The organism is Cupriavidus gilardii, assembly GCF_008801915.1.
GTDB lineage: Bacteria > Pseudomonadota > Gammaproteobacteria > Burkholderiales > Burkholderiaceae > Cupriavidus > Cupriavidus gilardii.
Genome location: NZ_VZOV01000014.1, coordinates 120,291 through 139,149, shown reverse-complemented (window position 1 = coordinate 139,149; position 18,859 = coordinate 120,291). Strand labels below are relative to the sequence as shown.

Genomic DNA, 18,859 nt, shown 5'->3' with positions numbered 1-18,859 from the left:
ACGATCGCGCCGAGCCGGCGCCGGCCAGGTCCGCGCCGCGCCTGTCGGGCCGCCCGGCTCCGCGCGCCGCTGCCGCTGCGGCCACCGCCGGTGCCGACAGCGACTGGAGCGCCTTCTGAACACCCGCCGCGGCGGGGCGGGCGCGGCCGGCATGGCGCGCCCCCGACCATGACAGACGATGAACAGAGAAATCACCCTGTCCCTGCCGCGTGAGGCCGCGGACAAGCTGCGCGGCGAGTTCGATCATTTCGTCCGGCTCTCCACGGGGCTGGACCGGCAGTTCGTGCCGCCGTCGTTCGAGGACTTCCTGCGTGCGCGCGTGATGCACCAGGACGGGCCGCTGACCGAGCGCGCGGTCACGCGCCTGCTGACCGGCGGCGAGTACGCCTGGGCCAAGCGCGTGTTCGACAAGCAGCTGCCGCATGCGCTGGCCAATCTGATGCGCGATGCCGAACGCTTCGGCTTCGGCCTTGCGGTGCGCTCGGAATGGTCGCAATCCGAACGGCTGGCGCAGGCGCGCAAGTGGGCGGTCGAGATTCTCGACCACGCGGGCGCCGATCCGGCGCTGGCCGACACGCTCGCCGAACACATCGCCAATGCGGCGATCGACGTGCGCACGATCGAAGAACAGATGCAGACGCCGGCCTGGCGCCTTGCCGACAGCCTGCGCCGGCGCGTCTACGACCTGCTGTACCTGGTGCAGACCGAGCGCGGCACCGCCGCCGCGCTGACCCGCCTGGGCGAACTGCGCGCGATGGTGGGCCTGGCGCTCGACTACGGCGCGATCGACGCGCAGGAAGCGGGCCGCGTGATGGAGCAGATCGAGCACGCCCGTCCGCATCTGTTCCGCGACGAACCCGACGATGTCTTCGCGCGGCTCGCCGCGTGGCTGCGCCGCGTCTTCAAGCCGATGCCGGCCGCGCCGTCAATGGTGGAAAGCGACAAGCGTTCGCCGTGAACGCGAAGCGTTTTCAGTCACACGGAAAACCCGCCCGAAAACTGCGCTGAATCGCCTCCGAAGTGATTCTCGCAGCATGTCTGCTGTTACAGATTTGATCCAGATCACGTTACAACGTTGTTACATCTGTCGGCGTCGTTTGGGCCATGTATCATCCGTACGACAATGTGCATCCCCAACGTAAGTAGGGATTGGCAGCGGCAGCCGATTGCCGATATAAAGCGGTCAGTCCATTTACATTCCGTAACATTTGTTACCAGATGTGGGTTTTGTAACTGGACCGGAGTAGTTCCGATCAGATGTAGTACCCGTCGCACACGCACTGAAACGATCTGGACGCCGGAGGTCTGCCACCGGTAAGCGCTGGACAAGCGGGCGAGGGTTTCTTGGTAGCGGGGATAAATTGGAAAGCAGTGAACTTCTGCAGGAGATCAGGGAGGTCAATCTCGCCTATCTGCTGCTCGCGCAACGCCTGGTGCGCGAAAACCAACTCGAAGCCATGTTCCGCCTGGGCGTCAGCAAGGAAATCGCTGACATCCTGGCCAAGCTGACGCCTGCTCAGCTGGTCAAGCTGGCGGCCTCCAACATGGTCCTGTGCCGGTTCCGGTTCGACGATCACGCGTTGCTGTCCACGCTGACGCATACCGCCAAGAGCCACGACATGCAGCAGATCCACGCTGCCATCCTGCTCGCGCGGCAACCGGTGGAGTCGCTCAATTGAGCGCGCTGCTGCAGGTCCAACCGGCCCGGAGCTACACCGCCGCTCCGGCTGCCCCGCGCAAGAGCGTACTGCAGGATGCCAACCAGACCCAGCTCGCCATCGAGCTGATCGGCCTGGGCGCGCGTCTGCAGGTGCTCGAAGCCGAGACCACGCTGTCGCGCGACCGGCTGATCCGTCTGTACAAGGAACTGCGCGGCGTATCCCCGCCCAAGGGCATGCTGCCGTTCTCGACGGACTGGTTCACGACCTGGCTGCCGAACATCCACTCGTCGCTGTTCTTCTCGGCCTACCAGTTCATGGTCGAGCAGGGCGAGGCGAGCGGCATTCGTGCCGTGGTCGCCGCATACCGTCTCTACCTCGAGCACGTCTCCCTGCTCGGCGGCGAAATTGTCTTAAGTTTTACGCGTGCCTGGACGTTAGTACGGTTCTTCGAGAGCAATATGCTGCAGCTTTCCAGTTGCACATGCTGCGGAGGACAGTTCGTCACGCACGCCTACGAGCCGAACGCGAACTTCGTCTGCAGCCTGTGCCGGCCGCCATCGCGCGCGGGCAAGGCAAAGAAGCCCTCGAAGGACGCCACGCCAGCGCAACCCGCCTGATTCACGCCGGGCTTGCGCGGCGAGCCAGACCGAGGCGGCACGGCGCGCAGCTTGCCGTGTCCTTCCGAGGTCCGGCTCGCGCGTGTCCGACGCGTGTTTTTCTGACGGGGAATCGATCGTGCTAGTTGTTCTTGGCTATGTCGTCGTAGTGGCGGCGGTGCTTGGTGGTTACGCCATGACTGGCGGCCACATGGGCGCGCTATATCAACCGGCAGAACTGGTGATCATTGGCGGCGCCGCGGTCGGCGCCTTCATCAGCGCCAACAGCGGCAAGGCCATCAAGGCCACCTTGCGCGCGCTGCCGCAGCTGCTTCGCAGCAGCAAATACAACAAGGCGCTGTACATGGAAGTGATGGCGCTGCTGTACGTGCTGCTGTCGAAGGCGCGCCGCGAGGGCATCCTGTTCCTCGAGAAGGAAATCGCCGATCCGGCCGCCAGCAGCGTCTTCAGCCAGTATCCGCGCATCCTCGCCGATCCGGCGATGATGGAATTCCTGACCGACTATCTGCGCATGATGGTCAACGGCAACATGAATGCCTTCGAGATCGAGGCCCTGATGGACCACGAGATCGAGACCTTCAAGCACGAGGCCGAAGTGCCCGCCCACGCGCTGGCGCGGGTCGGCGATGCGCTGCCGGCGTTCGGCATCGTCGCCGCGGTGATGGGCGTGGTCCATGCGCTGGCCTCTGCCGACCTGCCGCCGTCGGTGCTGGGCGCGCTGATCGCGCATGCGATGGTCGGTACCTTCCTGGGCATCCTGCTGGCGTACGGCTTCGTCTCGCCGCTGGCCTCGCGCGTCGAGCACCAGGTTGCCGAGACGGTCAAGATGTACCAGTGCATCAAGGTCACGCTGCTGGCCTCGCTGAACGGCTATGCGCCGCTGGTCGCGGTCGAGTTCGGCCGCAAGGTGCTGTACTCGAGCGAGCGTCCGTCGTTCCTGGAACTGGACGACCACGTGCGCGAAGTCAAGAGCCTGACGTAAGCGCGTCGTCCAGGCAGTCCGCGAGCCAGTCCATTCGTCCGTCCAACGCAGGCCAAGCATGACCGATCACGCGCGCCCCATCGTCGTCCGACGCGTCGCCGCCCACGACAAGCCGCACGGCAACCACAGCTGGAAGATCGCCTACGCCGACTTCATGACGGCGATGATGGCCTTCTTCCTGGTGCTGTGGCTGCTGAGCACGTCGACGCCGAAGGACCTGGTGCAGGTGGCCGAGTACTTCCGCACGCCGCTGAAGGTCGCGATCGCCGGCGGCCAGAAGACCAGCGAATCGCCGAGCGTGATTCCCGGCGGCGGCATCGATCCGGCCAGCAAGGACGGCGAAACGCGGCGCATGCGCGAGGACGACCCCCAATCGCTGCAGAAGCGCCGCGACCAGCTCGAGACCGAGCGGCTGCGCGCGCTGAAGCAGCGGCTCGAACAGCTGATCGAGAACAACCCGGTGCTGCGCCAGTTCCGTCCGCAGCTGCTGCTGGACATCACCAGCGAAGGGCTGCGCATCCAGATCCTCGACACGCAGAACCGGCCGATGTTCCGCACCGGCAAGGCGGTGGTCGAGCCGTACATGCGCGACATCCTGCGCGAGATCGGCCCGGTGCTCAACGAGATGCCGAACAAGGTCAGCCTGTCGGGCCATACCGATTCGTCGACCTACATGAACGGCGAGCGGACCTATTCGAACTGGGAGCTGTCGGCCGACCGCGCCAACGCCTCGCGCCAGGAACTGGTCGCCGGCGGCATGCAGGAGGGCAAGGTGCTGCGCGTGCTGGGCCTGGCCGCGACCATGCCGCTGGACAAGAACGATTCGCTCGCCCCGGTCAACCGCCGCATCAGCATTGTCGTGCTGAACCAGCGCGCCCAGGCCCGTTTCGAGGCGGAGAACGCCAGCGCGGCCGACGTCGCGGTGCGCGCCAAGGCCGGCGAGTCGGCGCAGGCGCTGCAGCAGGGAATGGACGAGGCGACCGGTGCGTCGGCGGCCAGGGCGCGGCAGTAGCCGGCACTTAAATCAGTAACAAAATTTAATAAGACCGTCGGCGAGGTCGATAACCAGCTGGTAACGGCTCAATGCTTAGCAATCAGTGATTCAGGACGGTCATGTCTGTCGATATCGATATCACGCAGTTCTACCAGACCTTCTTCGAGGAAGCGGAAGAGCTGCTCGTTGAAATGGAGCAGTTGCTGCTCGGCCTCGACATCGAGGCGCCCGACGCGGAAGACCTCAATGCGATCTTCCGCGCGGCGCATTCGATCAAGGGCGGGGCGGCGACCTTCGGCTTCAGCGCGCTGACCGAAACCACCCACCTGCTCGAGAATCTGCTGGACCGCACGCGCCGCCACGAACTGGCGTTGTCCAGGGCCATCATCGATACCTTTCTGGAAACCAAGGACGTGTTGCAAGACCAGCTCAACGCCTACCGCAACGGTACCGAACCCGATCCGCAGACCCTTGCGCGCATCTGTGCGGTGCTGCAGCAGCTGGCGTACGAGACCGGTGGCGAAGCACCGGCCCCCGCGCCGGTAGCGGCCGCTCCGGCGGCGGCCCCGGCTGCCGCCACGGCCGCGCCCGGCGGCGCGCTGAAGGTGCGCCTGCTGAACGTGTCGAAGGACGACCAGGCGCTGCTGCGCGAGGAGCTCGGCAACCTCGGCGAGATCCTCGGCGAGACGCAGAACGACAGCGAGCTGGCGATCGAGCTGGCAACGCAGTGCAGTCCCGACGATATCGTCGCGGTCTGCTGCTTCGTGATCGACGCCGAGCAGATCGTGATCGAACCCGCCACCGGCGCAGCTGCCGCGGCGCCGGCCGCCACCGCCGCGACGGCCGTTGCCGAAACCGTGGCCGCGCCGGCTCCGGCCCCCGTTACCCCCGCACCGGCGGCGGCACCCGCAGCGAAGGACAAGGAGCGCGCCAAGGCCAGCGCCGCGGCCGCCCATCATCAGGAATCGGGCTCGATCCGCGTGCCGACCGAGAAGGTCGACCAGATCATCAACCTGGTCGGCGAACTGGTGATCACGCAGTCGATGCTGGCGCAGACCGCGTCGTCGCTGGACCCGGTGCTGTTCGACCGTCTGTTCTCGGGCATGGGGCAGCTCGAGCGCAACGCGCGCGATCTGCAGGAAGCCGTGATGTCGATCCGCATGATGCCGATGGACTATGTGTTCTCGCGCTTCCCGCGCCTGGTGCGCGACCTGGCCGCCAAGCTCGGCAAGCAGATCGACCTGGTGACTTTCGGAAAGGCGACCGAACTGGACAAGAGCCTGATCGAGCGGATCATCGACCCGCTGACCCACCTGGTGCGCAACAGCCTGGACCACGGCATCGAGACGCCGGACAAACGCGTCGCCGCGGGCAAGGACCCGACCGGCCAGCTGATCCTGTCGGCGCAGCACCATGGCGGCAACATCGTGATCGAGGTCAGCGACGATGGCGGCGGCCTGCGCCGCGACAAGATCCTGGCCAAGGCGATGCAGAACGGCCTGCCGGTGTCCGAGAGCATGAGCGACGAGGAAGTGTGGCAGCTGATCTTCGCGCCGGGCTTCTCGACCGCCGAGGCGGTCACCGACCTGTCCGGCCGCGGCGTCGGCATGGACGTGGTCAAGCGCAACATCCAGGAGATGGGGGGCCACGTCGAGATCAGCTCGCGCCCCGGCAACGGCACCACCACCCGCATCGTGCTGCCGCTGACGCTGGCGATCCTCGACGGCATGTCGGTCAAGGTTGGCGAGGAGACCTTCATCCTGCCGCTGAACTGCGTGATGGAATCGCTGCAGCCGAAGGCCGACGACGTGCGCACCGCCGCCAATACCGAGCGCGTGATGCACGTGCGCGGCGAATACCTGCCGCTGCTGGAGCTGCACCGCGTCTTCAACGTCGAGAACGCGGTGCAGGAGCCGACCCAGGGCATCGCCATCATCCTGCAGGCCGAGGGCAAGCGCTTCGCGCTGCTGGTCGACCAGCTGATCGGCCAGCACCAGGTCGTGCTGAAGAACCTCGAGACCAACTACCGCAAGGTGCCGGGCATCTCGGCCGCGACCATCCTGGGCGACGGCAGCGTGGCGCTGATCGTCGACGTCGCCGCGCTGCAGCGCACCGGCGTGCGGCGCCAGGAGCCGGCGCTGGCTTGAGGCGAAGGCAAGAATCAACAAGGAGCAACACATCATGGCCGGCATCGGACATAGCGACACCCCCGGAAGCGAGGCGGCGGGCCAGGAATTCCTGGTGTTCACGCTGGGCTCCGAGGAATACGGCATCGATATCCTGAAGGTGCAGGAGATCCGCAGCTACGACGGCGTGACGCGGATCGCCAACGCGCCGGACTTCATCAAGGGCGTGACCAATCTGCGCGGCGTGATCGTGCCGATCGTCGATCTGCGCATGAAGTTCCGCCTGGGCAACGTCAAGTACGACCACCAGACCGTCGTCATCATCCTGAACATCGCCGGCCGTGTGGTCGGCATCGTGGTCGATGGCGTGTCGGACGTGCTGACGCTGACTGGCGAGGCCATCAAGCCGGCGCCGGAGTTCGGCGTGTCGGTGTCGACCGAGCATCTGACGGGCCTGGCGACCGTCGAAGGCCGCATGCTGATCCTGCTCGATATCGAACGGATGATGACCAGCCCAGAGATGGAGCTGATCGAAGGCGAGACCGCCTGAGCGGGCGCGAGCCCCCAGCGGCCCGCCGCTCGCGATCGCCAGCCCCGCGCATCATCCTCACCCCGTCGCCACCCTCGCCGATCCACCCGCAGACATGACGCCGCAACGAACCCCCGCTCCCCGCGCCGCGGCCTCCGCCATGCCGCTCGCCACGCTGCGGGACGACGCGCGCGACTTCCTGCTGACCGACCGCGACTTCGACAAGGTGCGCGCGCTGATTCACCGCCGCGCCGGCATTTCGCTGGGCGCGCAGAAGCGCGAGATGGTCTACAGCCGGCTGGCGCGCCGCCTGCGCGCGCTGCATCTGAGCGACTTCGCCAGCTACCTGGCGCTGCTCGAAGCCGACGAGTACTCCGGCGAGTGGGAGTTCTTCACCAACGCGCTGACCACCAACCTGACCTCGTTCTTCCGCGAGGCGCACCACTTCCCGCTGCTGGCCGAACATGCCAAGCGGATCGGCCGGCCGTATTCGGTCTGGTGCGCGGCGGCATCGACCGGCGAGGAGCCGTATTCGATCGCGATCACGCTGGCCGAGGCGCTCGGCGAGCGCGCCGCGACCGTGCTGGCCACCGATATCGACACGCAGGTCCTGGCCAAGGCGCGGACCGGCGTCTATTCGGCCGACCAGGTCTCGCGGCTGTCGCAGGAACGGCTCAAGCGCTTCTTCCTGAAAGGCACCGGGCAGCGTGCCGGCCAGGTCAAGGTCAAGCCCGAGCTCGCCTCGACGATCACGTTCGAGCCGCTGAACCTGCTGGCGCCCGACTGGGGCATCCGCGAGCGCTTCGATGCGATCTTCTGCCGCAACGTGATGATCTATTTCGACAAGCCGACCCAGGGCCGCATCCTGGAGCGCTTCGTCCCGCTGCTCAAGCCGCATGGCCTGCTGTTCGCCGGCCACTCGGAGAACTTCTCCTACGTGACGCGCGCCTTCCAGCTGCGCGGGCAGACCGTCTACGAACTGGCGCCGGGCGCGGCCAGGGCCGGAGCCGCCTGATGCAGACGCCGCACCTGCCGGAGGCGATCGCCACCCGCACCTACTTCGACCGCGAGTTCGGCAAGCAGGCGATCAAGCTGCTGCCCAACGAGTACTACGTGACGCGCGACGACGTGGTGCTGACCACGGTGCTCGGCTCCTGCGTGGCCGCCTGCATCCGCGACGAGAAGGCCGGTGTCGGCGGCATGAACCACTTCATGCTGCCGGACGACGAGAACGCCGGGCCCGACCGCGTGCTGTCGGCGTCCATGCGCTACGGCTGCTATGCGCTCGAGGTGCTGATCAACGAGCTGCTGAAGATGGGCGCGCGCCGCGAACGGCTCGAGGCCAAGGTGTTCGGCGGCGGCGCGGTGCTGGCCAACATGACCACGCTGAACATCGGCGACCGCAACGCCGAGTTCGTGCTGCGCTATCTGAAGACCGAAGAGATCCGGGTCGCCGCGCAGGATCTGCGCGGACCGCACGCGCGCCGGGTCAGCTATTTCCCGCAGACGGGCCTGGCGCTGGTGCGCCGGCTGACGCGCCAGGACGACCAGGCGGTCGTCGAACGCAGCGAACGCGCGCTGGCGCGCGCCATTTCCGCGACGCCGGTACGCGGCGGCGTCGAGCTGTTCGGGCGGCGCGGCGCCGCTTCCACCGTTTCCTGAATTCGAAGGACCCGTTTTCGACATGACCGCCGCCGCCAAGATCAAGGTGCTCTGCGTGGACGACTCCGCGCTGATCCGCAGCCTGATGACGGAGATCATCAACAGCCAGCCCGACATGGAGGTGGTCGGCACCGCGCCGGACCCGCTGGTCGCGCGCGAGATGATCAAGCGCCTGAACCCCGATGTGCTGACGCTGGATGTCGAAATGCCGCGCATGGACGGGCTCGATTTCCTGGAACGGCTGATGCGGCTGCGGCCGATGCCGGTGCTGATGGTGTCGTCGCTGACCGAGCGCGGGTCCGAAATCACGATGCGCGCGCTCGAACTAGGCGCCGTCGACTTCATCACCAAGCCCAAGCTCGGCATCCGCGACGGCCTGCTCGAATACACCGACACCATCGCCGACAAGCTGCGCGCCGCCTCGCGCGCGCGCCTGCGGACGGCGGCGCCCGGCGCCGAGCCCGCGGCGCCGGCGCCGATGCTGCGCACGCCGCTGCTGTCGACCGAGAAGCTGATCATCGTCGGCGCTTCCACCGGCGGCACCGAGGCCATCAAGGAATTTCTGATGCCGCTGCCGCCCGATGCGCCGGCGGTGCTGATCGTCCAGCATATGCCGGCCGGCTTTACCCGCTCGTTCGCACAGCGGCTCGATGGCCTGTGCCGCATCAAGGTCAAGGAGGCCGAACATGGCGAGCGCGTGCTGCCGGGCTATGCCTATATCGCACCAGGCGACCAGCACCTGCTGCTGGCGCGCAGCGGCGCCAACTATGTCGCGCACCTGTCGCAGGATCCGCCGGTCAACCGGCATCGGCCGTCGGTCGACGTGCTGTTCGACTCGGCCGCCGTGCATGCAGGCAAGAATGCCATCGGCGTGATCCTGACCGGCATGGGCCGCGACGGCGCGCGCGGCATGCTGCGGATGCGCGAGGCCGGCGCCTACAACCTGGCGCAGGACGAGCACAGCTGCATCGTGTTCGGCATGCCGAAGGAGGCGATCGCCGCCGGCGGCGCGCATGAGGTGGTGCCGCTGTCGGCGATGAGCCAGCGCGTGATGGCACGGCTGGCCACCTTCGGCACCCGCGCGCAGCGCGTTTGAAAACCACGCGGACGCGCCGCGGCTGCGCGGCGCGTCCCGATAGACGCAATCATCCACAACCGTAATGGAGCCGTAGAGTGGACAAGAACATGAAGATCCTGGTGGTCGACGACTTCCCGACCATGCGCCGTATCATCCGCAACCTGCTCAAGGAGCTGGGGTTCGCCAACGTCGAGGAAGCCGAAGACGGCGCCGCCGGCCTCGAGAAGGTCAAGGACGGCAGCTTCCAGTTCGTGGTTTCGGACTGGAACATGCCCAACATGGACGGCCTGACGATGCTGCAGGGCATTCGCGCCGATCCGGCGATTGCCAAGACCCCGGTGCTGATGGTGACCGCCGAGGCCAAGAAGGAAAACATCATCGCGGCGGCGTAGGCCGGCGCCAATGGCTATGTGGTCAAGCCGTTCACCGCGGCGACGTTGGACGAGAAGATCACCAAGATCTTCGAGAAGATCGCCAAGGAAGGGGCTTGAGGCAGCCGCTATGTCCACCACGTCGAATATCAATATCGAGTCCGCCGAGCAGATCATCCAGCGCATCGGCAGCCTGACCCGCATGCTGCGCGACAGCATGCGCGAGCTGGGCCTGGACAAGGAGATCGAGCGCGCGGCGCAGGCGATCCCCGACGCGCGCGACCGTCTGAGCTACATCGCCAACATGACCGAGAAGGCGGCCGAGCGCACGCTGAACGCGGTCGAGTTGGCGCAGCCGATCCAGTCCGGTCTGGAGAAGCAGGCCGAGGCGCTGGACAAGCGCTGGGAAGACTGGTTCGCGCGGCCGGTGGAACTGGCGGATGCGCGCGAGCTGGTGCTCGACACGCGGGCGTTCCTGACCGAGGTGCCGGCCCAGGCCCGCGCCACCGGCAGCCATCTGCTCGAGATCATGATGGCGCAGGACTTCCAGGATCTGACCGGCCAGGTCATCAAGAAGATGATGGACATGATCCACACGCTGGAGCAGGAGCTGCTGCAGATGCTGATCGACAATGTCCCGGCCGAGCGCCGCGTCGAGACCGGCCCGGCCACGCTGATGAACGGACCGCAGGTCAATCCGGAGGGCAAGCACGACGTGGTATCGGACCAGTCGCAGGTCGACGATCTGCTGGCGAGCCTGGGTTTCTGAGCTTTCGAACCTGTGACTGCCTGAACGCCTGAGCGCCTGTACGCCTGTACGTGAACGGCGGTGCGTTCAGCCGATCGTCTTGTCGGCTGCCGGCAGCGTGTCGTACAGCGCCCAGACCCGTTCGCGCCACGCCGTTGCACCGATGCCGCGAAGCAGTCCGTGCACGGCGCCGCCGCGCGCTTCGCGGTGCAGCGCTTCGATGGCGTTCAGCAGGGGCGGATACACCGCGTCGACGCCTGTTTCGTCACGAGCGTCCGCGGCCCAGCGGGCCAGAGCGGTGACGATGACGATCTCGTGCCGCTGCTGGCCGGGCAGCTGGTGGTGCGCGAGCAGTTTGCGAACCTGTGCCAGCAGCCACAATGCGACCTCGGCGTTCCAGGTCCAACGGGTGTACGTGGCCGCTGAAGTGAGGTTGAGCAGGATGGCACCACGCTGTCCCGGCGTCAGCATGTCCAGCAGCCGCTCCAGTTGCTCGCGAACCGCGTCGATGGTGACGGGCTCCCCGTTTCGGACGGCATCGCGCCACATTTCGCCGCTGCCCGACATGACGCCGAACAAGCTCCTGGCCAGGGGCTCCATTGCCTTGTGTCGGACCGGCGACGGCAAGGCCGACACGCGCGCGAGATGCAAGTTCCAATAACGGGGATGGGCGCCAAGCGTCTTGATCGCGCCCGCCAGCGCGGACGCCTTGCCGCGGTCGGAGACATCCGTGGCTAGTTGCAGATAAGCCGATACCGCGCCCTCCGGATCGGCATGCCATCGGCCCAGGTTGCACACCATCGACGGCAGCAGCGCTTCGCGGACACCCGGCGGCCAGTCCTTGATGAGCCCATGCACCAGGTTCCACCGGCGTGTCGAATCGGCCGGCCGTGTGTCCATCGCATCGACCCGGAAAGCCAGCAGCTTTGCCAATCTGGCCTTGACCGACATGTCGCGCGCCGCATCGGCCAGACGAAATACGGTGGACCAGACGCTCTCCAGCCGCTCAGCCTGGTCCGCGATCGACAGCAGGTGTTCGCACAGCTCGACGCACAGCGATGCATCGAGACGCATGGCGCAATCCGCGAGGTAGGCAGCCATGCCGCTGTCCGCGATGGCGCATCGCTCCTCAGGCTCGACCACGTGGGCGACCATGCCGAGAAGCACGCGTGCGGTGTCGGCGGGCCGCAGCCGTTGTACCGCGATGTCGGCCAGCGATCGCCAGCGCGGCAGCGATGTCTCCGGCAGCGGATGCGTGGCATCCATTCGCACGCTGCGACCTAGTGCCATCAATACCTCGGCGCATGCCTGCGCCGGCAGCCCGGCGGCGCAATGGAGCAGCGCATCCCAGCGCGCCCGGCGATCGGACACCGTCACCCCAAGAAGATCGCCAGGATTCGCCTCCTCCAGGCCAAGCGCCGATGCGCACAGCAGCTTCGTACGAAGCGCGCACGCGGGCTCGCCTCGCGACGCCAGGGCTTGTTGTCGCTCGAACAGGCAGGCCTGCGTCTCGAGCCAGCGCGTCCCCGATGCGCGATCGGGAGCGCTGGCGTAGGTGCCGATGGCAGCCAGCAGCGCGATGGCGTCCTGCTCGTCCGGTGCATCGTCCGCGATGGCCAGCCATTGCCGCAGCGGCATTTCCGCCAGAACGCTGCCCTTGCTGTCGGACACGCAAGTGGCCAGTGCCCGGCTGCAATCGCTCGGCGGGAGGGCCAGCATGTCGGTCACGAAAGCGGGACGACCGGCATGCTGGATGCGGGTGCCAGCGGCCACGGCGGGGCGAAACGGTGCCAGTATGCGGCTGGCTTCGTCGTCCAGGATCCTCCATCGCGTCGTGACGCACTGGAACAGGCGCTCGTGGAGAGCCGCATGCCATGGCTTGGGCAGTGCCGCGATTTCCGCACAGCGCGCATGCAGCTGTGTCAGCGAGCGGGTCCATCGGATGCGGTCCTTGACCCGGGCGGGACCGGTGAACAGCCGCTCCATCACGGCATGGATATGGCGATTGACCCGGGCCAGCCGGACCTTGTCGGCCTTGTGCAGCCATGTGGCGACATGTTCGAGCACATGGTCGTTGGTGACGAGGCCTTCAGGGTGTGCGGTGGCAGGGGAGGGGGGCGTAGCGGTCAGTGGCATGGCGGCAGACAGGGCGATCAGAAGGGAAGGCATGGCGCCTGGGATGGGATTTCGCGCCGTTCACGCATCGGCTGGCCGGTCCCGTGCCTTGCGTTTGAGGCGGTTGCCGTTGGCGGCCGGCGGCTCATCCTCGACCGGCAGCGACGCGTGGAAATGCGCCCATACCGGCGCGAAGAGGTGGATCATGTCGGCCCTCTGGCAAGCATCGTGCAGCCAGTACAGCGCGGAGGCGCACTGGTCCGGTTGCAACGTGCGAATCGCCGTGGCGAGCGCCGGCAGGATCTGCGCGGCGTCGCGCGGTTCGGTGAGCCGGGTGGCGCGTTCCGCCAGCGTCGTGAACAGCCTGACTTCGTGGCGTCCGCTGCGGGGCAAGCACAGCCCTTCGTCGATCAGCCAGGTAAATCGGTGGACGGAGGCGTAAGGCGCCATGGCCATCAATACGAAGCCGCGATCCGCCCACGTCAGCATGCCCAGCAGCTCGGTGAATTGTCGCCGCGCCTGACCCTCGCTGACGGGCCAGGCCGCGAGCGAGACATCGCCTGGTGCGGCCGCGGCAGTGTCATCGGCTCGCTGCGGCGGGGGTGTGTCGGGCAATGGCTCGCGCGTGACCAGCAGCTTGTGCGCGATCGCGGCGAAGGGGTCGCGGCGCATGCGCCGCGGCAGATCGACCGCCGCGTTGACCATATCGGACCAATGGCGGGGGTCGTCGTCATACACCTGGAGCAGGCCCGACAGCAACGTGGGCCGATCGTCCAGATCGAGTTCCTCAAGAAAGCCCATCAGGCGCGGTACCGCGAAGCCGGCCGGCACGTCCGTGCTCAGCTCGGCATCGACCATGGCCAGCAACGGCTCGCGCCGCAGCGCGCGTGGCAGGGCGGCAACGCGGTCGCTCAGCGCGAACCAGCGTTGCAGGCGACCGGCGGCGTCCGGCAAGCGCTGGCCGAGCGCGACCAGGACCTGCTGTTGCAGCGCGGGCTCGAGCCCGCGCGACGCCCCGAATACCGCCTCCCAGATCCGCTCGTAAACCGCTACGGAATTCATGCGGAACGCCTGCTCGACCACCCGGTTCATCACGAGGACGGCGAGCGGGTCGGGCAGCCGGCTTGCCGCTTCCATCAGGGCAATATAGGGCGCAGGCCTGGAGGTGATCTCGTCGAGCCCGTCGATCCGGTCGAGCATGGCGACCAGGGCCTCATTGGCCTGGTCCGCCGGCATCTGGTTGCCGATCGCGCCGATGATGCGGTACCAACAGGTGTCGCGCGGCTCGGTAGGCACCTCTTGCTCCAACGCAGCGGCGAAGTCGCACGCCGCGCTTTGCGCCAACGCCATCCATATCGTCGGCCGCGCTGCCGGCGGCAGCACCCGGGCTTCGTCGAAGACCCGATGCCAAAGCGAGGGACGGCACACTGCCCACACGACATAATGCGACGGGTCGGCCAGTGCCTCGGCGGCCGCCGTCAGCAGCTGCACACGTTCGGCCTGGCTGGTCACGCTGGCGCGTCCCTTGAGGCCCTGTGCCGTCGCGAGCATGCCCTCGAGCAGTTCCCGCCATCGTCCCTCGTTCCTCGATGCCCTGGCGGCCAGGCCGGTCAGCGCCGGGACGCGTGCGTCCGCGTCCAGGGCCAGCGCGACATCGAGCAGGGCCGGGACCGGCCGCTGCGCGATGTCAACAAGCGGCGCGCGATGGGCACTGCCGTTCGCCGGGCGTGCAGTTCGCGCCGGCGCGCCGGTGTGGAGCAGTGCGAACCGTGCCATATCGGCGCGCATCTGGATGGCCGGATGAAGCTGTTCGACCGGCATCCGGTTCAACAGCGAATGGCGAGCGGCCGGGGCCAGCTGGGCGATGTCGCCGAGCGCGCGCTGGAACGCCGAGTTCGAGACGATCCATTTCAACCGCTCGCGCAGGCGGACGGGTGCGACGAAGTCGCGATCGAGCTGGCCATGCATTCGCCTTGATGTACGCGACAGCGCCACGATGGCCGCGCCGCGCAGCCGCTCGACGATCTGGCGCAGCACGCATTCGGGCAGGGTATCGAGCGCGATGCGCCCGGCGCCCTCGGCCAGGGTGTCGTTGCCGCCGGGTTGTCGCGCTGGTTGGCCATGGGCCTGTGCTGCGGCGATCGAGCCGCCGGACGAGCAAATCAGGAATTGAAAGGGCATGGTTGCCTCCGTCGTGTCGCCGTGCTGTCTCGCCGCGGTGGGGCCTGCCCAGGCCGGGCGAGGGATGGAGCGGGGCACCATAGCGGCATGCCATCACCGGCTCTTTCCGAATTGCCCTGGATTTACCGCAATCGCTCGCCGGTGCGCCGCCATCCCGAAAGAATCGCGCAGGACCGCCGTTAACCTCTGTGATCGAACCGTTCTCGCGGCGCTGCGCGCCCGCGCCCCCCTTGCCATCGGCCAAATAGCGTGGCAATCCCCCGCCTATTTCCCCTAATGGCGGTGCTCCCCCGCTCCGATAATCGACCCCGTCGAAGGGCGGCATGCCGCTTCGCCACGGAGCGGCCATGTCCGAAGAAAGCGATCTCGAGAAAACCGAACCCGCCTCACCCCGGCGCCTGGAAAAGGCGCGCGAGGAGGGGCAGGTGGTGCGTTCGCGCGAGCTCGGCACCTTCGTGATGCTGATGGCCGGCGTGGCCGGCCTGTGGGGCCTGGGGGGCATGCTCGGCCGCAAGCTCGATACCGTGATGCGGGCCGCGCTGTCGTTCGAGCCCGCCGTAGCGCACGATCCGGCCCGCATGCTGTCCGGCTTTGGGCAACTGGTGTGGGAATCGCTGCTCGGCGTGCTGCCCCTGTTGCTGCTGTTCGCCGTGGCCGCGCTGCTGGCGCCGATGGTGCTCGGCGGCTGGCTGTTCTCGACCAAGTCGCTGCTGCCCGATTTCTCCAGGCTGTCCCCGCTCAAGGGGTTGGGGCGGCTGTTCTCGGCGCAGTCGCTGGTCGAACTGACCAAGGCCGTCGCCAAGTCGCTGCTGGTCGGCGGCATCGGCTTCTGGATGCTGTGGCGCCATCTGCCGGACGCCGTGGCGCTGATGAATGCGCCGGTGCACGAGGCGCTGCTGCGCCTGCTCGAGCTGGTGCTGCTGTGCTGCGCGCTGGCCGCCGGGTCGCTGCTGCTGGTGGCCGCGATCGACGTGCCCTGGCAATTCTGGGACTACTTCAAGAAGCTGCGCATGACCAAGGAAGAGGTCAAGCAGGAGCACAAGGAAAGCGAGGGCAACCCGCACGTCAAGGGCCGGATCCGTCAGCTGCAACGCCAGATGGCGCGGCGCCGGATGATGGCCGAGGTGCCGAAGGCCGACGTGGTGGTCACCAACCCCACCCATTTCGCCGTGGCGCTGCGCTACGAGGAAGGCCGCATGGGCGCGCCTCGCGTGGTTGCCAAGGGCACCGAGGAGGTCGCCGCGCGCATTCGCGAGCTGGCCGCCGAGCACCGCGTGCCGATCCTGTCGGCACCGCCGCTGGCGCGTGCGCTGCACCGCCATGTCGAACTGGGCCACGAGATCCCTGCCGGGCTGTACACCGCGGTGGCGGAGGTGCTGGCCTGGGTCTACCAACTGAAACACTGGCACCACGCCAACGGGCCGCTGCCCGAGGCCCCGACCGGCCTGCCGGTGCCCGATGAACTTGCCGTACCGGAAAGCCGCGCATGAATGCATTGAACTCGCTGTTCCGACTGCCCGGCGGGCAGTCCGCCGGCCAGCTGAAGGCACTGGCCGGGCCGCTGCTGATCGTGATGATCCTCGGCATGATGGTGCTGCCGCTGCCGCCATTCCTGCTCGACCTGCTGTTCACCTTCAACATCGCGCTGTCGATCATGGTGCTGCTGGTCGGCATGTACACGCAGCGTCCGCTGGACTTCGCCGCGTTTCCGGCAGTGCTGCTGTTCTCGACGCTGCTGCGGCTGTCGCTGAACGTCGCCTCCACCCGCGTGGTGCTGCTCGAGGGCCATACCGGCCCCGACGCGGCCGGCAAGGTGATCGAGGCCTTCGGCCACTTCCTGGTCGGCGGCAACTTCGCGGTCGGCATCGTGGTGTTCGCGATCCTGGTGGTGATCAACTTCATGGTGATCACCAAGGGCGCGGGCCGGATCGCCGAGGTCGGCGCGCGCTTCATGCTGGACGCGATGCCCGGCAAGCAGATGGCGATCGACGCGGACCTGAACGCCGGCCTGATCAACGAGGAGGGCGCGCGCAAGCGCCGCGCCGAGGTCGCGCAGGAGTCGGATTTCTACGGGGCGATGGACGGGGCCAGCAAGTTCGTGCGCGGCGACGCGATCGCCGGCCTGCTGATCATGTTCATCAACGTGTTTGCCGGCCTGGTGGTCGGCATGGTCCAGCACGACCTCGACTTCTCGACGGCGGTGCGCAACTACACGCTGCTGACCATCGGCGACGGCCTGGTCGCGCAGATTCCGGCGCTGGTGATCTCGACCGCCGCCGGTGTCATCGTCTCGCGCGTCTCGAACGATCAGGACGTCGGCGAGCAGCTGACCGGTCAGCTGTTCTCCGATCCCCGCGTGCTGTATCTGACCGGCGGCATCATCGGCCTGCTGGGCATCATCCCGGGCATGCCGCACGTCGCCTTCCTGCTGCTGGCCGGCGGTCTGGTCTGGTTCGGCAGCTATGTCAGCAAGCGCAAGTTGGCCGCCAGGCAGACCGCCAAGCGGGAAGAGCGTGCGCCGGCGCTGGCCAACGAAAATACCGAGGCGACCTGGGATGACGTCACGCTGGTCGATCCGCTCGGCATGGAAGTCGGCTACCGGCTGATTCCGCTGGTCGACCGCGCGCAGAACGGGGAGCTGCTGGGCCGGATCAAGAGCATCCGCAAGAAGGTCGCGCAGGAGGTCGGCTTCCTGGTGCCGGTCGTCCATATCCGCGACAACCTGGAGCTGAAGCCCAACGCCTACCGGATCACGCTGAAGGGCGTCGAGATCGGCTACGGCGAGGCCGTGCCCGGCCAATGGATGGCGATCGATCCGGGCCAGGTCAGCGGCACGCTGCCCGGCACGCCGACGCGCGATCCGGCCTTCGGCCTGCCGGCGGTCTGGATCGACAGCGGCATCAAGGAACAGGCGCAGGCGCTGGGCTACACCGTGGTCGACGCCAGCACCGTGGTCGCCACGCACCTGAACCATCTGATCCATCAGCACGCGGCCGAGCTGCTGGGCCGGCAGGAAGTGCAGGCGCTGCTGGACCGTATCGCCAAGGATTCGCCGAAGCTGACCGAGGATCTGGTGCCGAAGACGATCACGCTGACGTCGCTGCAGAAGGTGCTGCAGAACCTGCTCGACGAAAGCGTGCCGATCCGCGACATGCGCACGATCCTCGATGTGATCGCCGAACATGCGCCGAAGATCAGCGACCCCAACGAGCTGACCGCGCTGGTGCGGATGGCGCTGGGCCGCGCGATCACGCAGCAGTGGTTCCCCAATGGCGCCGACCTGCAGGTGATCGGGCTCGACGCCGGCCTCGAGCGCGTGCTGTCGCAGGCGTTGAACTCGGGCGGCAGCATCGAGCCCGGCCTGGCCGATGCGCTGGTGCAGCAGGCGCAGGCCGCGGTGGCGCGCCAGGAGCAGATGGGTCTCGATCCGGTGCTGCTGGTCCCGCATGCGCTGCGGCCGTTGCTGTCCCGCTTCCTGCGGCGGACCATGCCGCAGCTCAGGGTGCTGTCGCACGCCGAGGTGCCGGACAACCGCAATATCCGTATTACCGCGATGATCGGCGGCGCGGGCTGAGTCCGGTCGTCGGGGGGGCGGCGCCGCAGCCGCGGTGCGATCGCAGGCGACAGGAGCACTCCCTGTCGCCTGTTTCTCTTCATGGGCCGAAATAATTGCCGGCCGCTGCCGTTAACCCGAAGACGAGGACGTGCGGCGCCGTCATCGCCCAAATAGCGCCGCAATCCCCCGCCTATTCAGCCCAATAGCACGACACCCCCGCTCGCATAATCGACACGTCG

Annotated in this window: 15 protein-coding genes and 1 pseudogene; 14 read left to right on the top strand and 2 right to left on the bottom strand. The window is 67.3% G+C overall.

Annotated features, from left to right (window positions below; all coding sequences use genetic code 11):
* Nucleotides 1-178 precede the first annotated feature (178 nt).
* The 12 genes and pseudogenes from F7Q96_RS17340 to cheZ all read left to right on the top strand — a co-directional run bounded on the left by F7Q96_RS17340 (nt 179) and on the right by cheZ (nt 10,789).
* Nucleotides 179-958 carry a DUF4088 family protein gene (locus tag F7Q96_RS17340; protein WP_053824410.1) on the top strand — a complete coding sequence of 260 codons (780 nt, stop codon included), beginning with the start codon at nt 179-181 and terminating at the stop codon, nt 956-958.
* A 403-nt stretch (nt 959-1,361) separates the two neighbouring features.
* Nucleotides 1,362-1,679 (top strand): flagellar transcriptional regulator FlhD, encoded by a 318-nt coding sequence (gene flhD, locus F7Q96_RS17335; protein WP_006579236.1) that lies wholly within the window; start codon nt 1,362-1,364, stop codon nt 1,677-1,679.
* Nucleotides 1,676-2,278, top strand: a complete 603-nt coding sequence (flhC, locus tag F7Q96_RS17330; protein ID WP_053824409.1) for a flagellar transcriptional regulator FlhC — start codon at nt 1,676-1,678, stop codon at nt 2,276-2,278. Before flhD ends, flhC begins: the two co-directional genes overlap by 4 nt.
* A gap of 118 nt (nt 2,279-2,396) precedes the next feature.
* Complete coding sequence (gene motA, locus F7Q96_RS17325; RefSeq protein ID WP_006579238.1) at nt 2,397-3,260, top strand: flagellar motor stator protein MotA; 864 nt, start codon at nt 2,397-2,399, stop codon at nt 3,258-3,260.
* Between the two features lie 58 nt (nt 3,261-3,318).
* Entirely contained in the window at nt 3,319-4,272 is a 954-nt protein-coding gene (gene motB / locus F7Q96_RS17320) for a flagellar motor protein MotB (protein ID WP_053824408.1), read from the top strand.
* A 101-nt stretch (nt 4,273-4,373) separates the two neighbouring features.
* A complete protein-coding gene (cheA, locus tag F7Q96_RS17315; RefSeq protein ID WP_053824407.1) occupies nt 4,374-6,401 on the top strand; it encodes a chemotaxis protein CheA in 2,028 nt (675 codons plus the stop codon).
* 34 nt (nt 6,402-6,435) lie between these two features.
* Nucleotides 6,436-6,930 (top strand): chemotaxis protein CheW, encoded by a 495-nt coding sequence (locus F7Q96_RS17310; RefSeq protein ID WP_053824406.1) that lies wholly within the window; start codon nt 6,436-6,438, stop codon nt 6,928-6,930.
* Nucleotides 6,931-7,024: 94 nt separating this feature from the next.
* The gene (locus F7Q96_RS17305) at nt 7,025-7,924 is read left to right on the top strand and encodes a CheR family methyltransferase (protein ID WP_053824405.1); all 900 of its coding nucleotides are present in this window, start codon (nt 7,025-7,027) and stop codon (nt 7,922-7,924) included.
* Nucleotides 7,924-8,571 (top strand): chemoreceptor glutamine deamidase CheD, encoded by a 648-nt coding sequence (gene cheD, locus F7Q96_RS17300; RefSeq protein ID WP_006579681.1) that lies wholly within the window; start codon nt 7,924-7,926, stop codon nt 8,569-8,571. The genes F7Q96_RS17305 and cheD overlap by 1 nt, the downstream gene beginning before the upstream one ends.
* Nucleotides 8,572-8,593: 22 nt before the next feature.
* Entirely contained in the window at nt 8,594-9,667 is a 1,074-nt protein-coding gene (locus tag F7Q96_RS17295; protein WP_053824404.1) for a protein-glutamate methylesterase/protein-glutamine glutaminase, read from the top strand.
* 89 nt (nt 9,668-9,756) lie between these two features.
* A pseudogene (gene cheY, locus F7Q96_RS17290) lies at nt 9,757-10,140 on the top strand (chemotaxis response regulator CheY).
* A 10-nt stretch (nt 10,141-10,150) separates the two neighbouring features.
* Entirely contained in the window at nt 10,151-10,789 is a 639-nt protein-coding gene (gene cheZ / locus F7Q96_RS17285; RefSeq protein ID WP_053824403.1) for a protein phosphatase CheZ, read from the top strand.
* A 66-nt stretch (nt 10,790-10,855) separates the two neighbouring features.
* On the opposite strand, the gene F7Q96_RS17280 is transcribed toward cheZ, so the two are convergent.
* Nucleotides 10,856-12,937, bottom strand: a complete 2,082-nt coding sequence (locus tag F7Q96_RS17280) for a hypothetical protein (RefSeq protein WP_144425995.1) — start codon at nt 12,935-12,937, stop codon at nt 10,856-10,858.
* Nucleotides 12,938-12,964: 27 nt separating this feature from the next.
* Nucleotides 12,965-15,064 (bottom strand): thioesterase domain-containing protein, encoded by a 2,100-nt coding sequence (locus tag F7Q96_RS17275; RefSeq protein ID WP_053824401.1) that lies wholly within the window; start codon nt 15,062-15,064, stop codon nt 12,965-12,967.
* 347 nt (nt 15,065-15,411) lie between these two features.
* Here F7Q96_RS17275 and flhB point away from each other — a divergent pair, with 347 nt between their 5' ends.
* A complete protein-coding gene (gene flhB / locus F7Q96_RS17270) occupies nt 15,412-16,554 on the top strand; it encodes a flagellar biosynthesis protein FlhB (RefSeq protein ID WP_053824400.1) in 1,143 nt (380 codons plus the stop codon).
* On the top strand, nt 16,551-18,638 hold the full coding sequence (flhA, locus tag F7Q96_RS17265; protein ID WP_151023018.1) for a flagellar biosynthesis protein FlhA: 2,088 nt from the start codon (nt 16,551-16,553) through the stop codon (nt 18,636-18,638). Before flhB ends, flhA begins: the two co-directional genes overlap by 4 nt.
* Nucleotides 18,639-18,859 lie beyond the last annotated feature (221 nt).